Here is a 2,362-nt window from a genome sequence, read left to right as displayed (position 1 = left end):
AGTGGACACCAGTTCTAGCCTTTTAAGCGGGTATTTCATGCAGCCAACACGCCGTTCCTATTCCAAGTCCTTCAAAGCCCAGGTCATTCAAGAGTGTGCCCAGCCCGGCGCTTCGATTGCCAGCGTCGCGCTCGGCCATAGCCTCAACGCAAACCTCGTCCACAAATGGATTCGGCTGCAAGCGCAGAAAAGCCCGGCGCTCCCACCTGCATTTATTCCGTTAGCCATGCCGCTGGCCGGGGCAAACTCCCATCCAGCATCATCGAATATCTGCGTTGAAATACAGCACCCGCGCGGCACCATCAAAGTGAACTGGCCAACTGAAAGTGCTGCCGCCTGTGCGACTTTTCTTCGAGATCTTTTGCGATGATTCGCATCGACTCCATCTGGCTCGCCACCGAACCGATGGACATGCGCGCAGGCACCGAAACGGCGTTAGCCAAGGTGATCGCGGTGTTCGGTGCGGCGCAGCCGCACTGCGCTTATCTGTTCGCCAACCGCCGCGCCAATCGCATGAAAGTGCTGGTGCATGACGGCTTCGGAATATGGTTGGCGGCGCGCCGGTTGAACCAAGGCAAGTTCCACTGGCCTGGCATTCGCCATGGTTCTGAGATGGAACTGGATGCCGAGCAACTTCAGGCATTGGTGCTGGGTCTGCCATGGCAACGCGCAGGTTCTGGAGGCTCGATCACACTGCTTTAACGGCTGCCATTAGCCTATCGGTCTATCGTCGCGAATTGCCTGCTCTGGCAAAATCGGCCCCATGACTTCGCTACTCAATCTCGATCACCTGAGCCCTGAACAACTGCGCGCCTTGGCCGCGCAGTTGATGGAGCGTGTCGAGACGCTCGACCAACAAGTTGAAACGATGGGTAAGACCGTTGAGACCATGGGCAAGAAGATCAACCGCGACCAAACGCTGATCGAGAAACTGACCCACGAAATCGCCCAGTTCAAGCGTTTGAAATTTGCCAAGCGCAGCGAACAGATGAATCCCGAGCAGGCCAGCCTGCTCGATGATCTGATCGACACCGATATCGCGGCAATTGAAGCAGAGCTTCAAAGCTTGCAGGCAGTGAGAACTCCGGCCGAGAAAAAGCAGAAACCCAAGCGCACTGCATTACCGGCTGAGTTTCCACGCACACTGATCCATCACGAACCGGACGACACTCACTGCCCATGCGGCTGCGCCCTCAAGCGCATCGGTGAGGACGTTAGCGAGAAGCTGGACTACACGCCCGGCGTGTTCACCGTCGAACGCCATGTCCGTGGCAAGTGGGTCTGCGATGACTGCGAAACGCTGATCCAGGCACCGGTTCCGGCGCAGGTTATTGATAAGGGCATCCCGGCTGCGGGCCTACTTGCCCACGTCATGATTGCCAAGTTTGCTGACCATCTGCCGCTTTACCGTCAGGAATCGATCTTCGGTCGAGCAGGCTTGGCGATTCCACGTTCAACATTGGCTCAATGGGTTGGCGTGACGGGCGTGCAGTTGCAGCCTCTGGTCGACGCGCTGCGCGAAGTAGTGCTTGGGCAACAAGTCATCCACGCAGATGAAACACCGGTGCAGATGCTCATGCCGGGAACAAAGAAAACTCACCGTTCCTATGTGTGGGCCTACGCCACCAGCCAGTTCTCGGACTTGGCAGCGGTGGTTTATGACTTCAGTCCCAGCCGTGCCGGTGAGCATGCTCGCAACTTCCTGCAAGACTGGAGGGGCAAGCTGGTCTGCGACGATTTCGGCGGCTACAAGGCCAGCTTTGAACTCGGCGTGACCGAGATTGGGTGCATGGCCCATGCACGGCGCAAGTTCTTCGAACTGCACGCTACGAATAAAAGCACGCTCGCCGAGCAAGCCCTGAGCTATATCCAGTTGTTGTACGAAATCGAAAGAGAAGTCCGCGACCTGGAGCCGGATTTAAGGCGCCGAATACGGCAAGAAAAAGCCGTCCCAGTGATGAATATGCTGCATGCCTGGATGATCGCCCAGCGTGACCTCGTGCCCGAAGGCTCAGCCATCAGCAGAGCACTCGATTACAGCCTGAAACGCTGGGCAGCGCTGTCGCGCTACCTTGATGACGGGGCCGTACCCATAGATAACAACTGGTGCGAGAACCAGATCCGCCCTTGGGCTCTTGGACGTAAAAATTGGCTCTTCGCAGGGTCGCTACGCAGCGGAAAACGTGCGGCAGCGATCATGAGTTTGATCCAGTCTGCGCGGCTGAATGGGCATGATCCGTATGCTTACTTGAAAGATGTACTCACACGCCTGCCGACGCAGCGTGCGAGTGAAGTCGATCAGTTGCTGCCGCATAGGTGGCAGCCGGTTTAATCACGCAAGGCGTGATGGCCGGACGCATAC

The 2,362-nt window shown here is 57.3% G+C and carries 3 protein-coding genes; all 3 read left to right on the top strand.

All coding sequences use genetic code 11. From position 1 onward, the window contains the following. Positions 1–370 (top strand): transposase (locus tag FBX99_RS28750; RefSeq protein ID WP_371923906.1); only part of this gene is annotated, 370 nt, incomplete at its 5' end. Further along, positions 367–702 (top strand): IS66 family insertion sequence element accessory protein TnpB, encoded by a 336-nt coding sequence (gene tnpB / locus FBX99_RS29360; RefSeq protein WP_145133806.1) that lies wholly within the window; start codon positions 367–369, stop codon positions 700–702. The genes FBX99_RS28750 and tnpB, both read left to right, overlap by 4 nt. 61 nt (positions 703–763) lie before the next feature. After that, positions 764–2,332, top strand: a complete 1,569-nt coding sequence (locus tag FBX99_RS28740) for an IS66 family transposase (protein WP_145133803.1) — start codon at positions 764–766, stop codon at positions 2,330–2,332. Positions 2,333–2,362 lie beyond the last annotated feature (30 nt).

Origin of the sequence: Pseudomonas sp. SJZ074, from assembly GCF_007828215.1 — a bacterium.
Taxonomy (GTDB): domain Bacteria; phylum Pseudomonadota; class Gammaproteobacteria; order Pseudomonadales; family Pseudomonadaceae; genus Aquipseudomonas.
This window is presented reverse-complemented; position numbering and strand designations above follow the sequence as displayed.

Coding starts and splice junctions, on each gene's coding strand:
- tnpB (WP_145133806.1), top strand. CDS start 367: ATGATTCGCATCGACTCCATCTGGCTCGCCACCGAACCGATGGACATG.
- FBX99_RS28740 (WP_145133803.1), top strand. CDS start 764: ATGACTTCGCTACTCAATCTCGATCACCTGAGCCCTGAACAACTGCGC.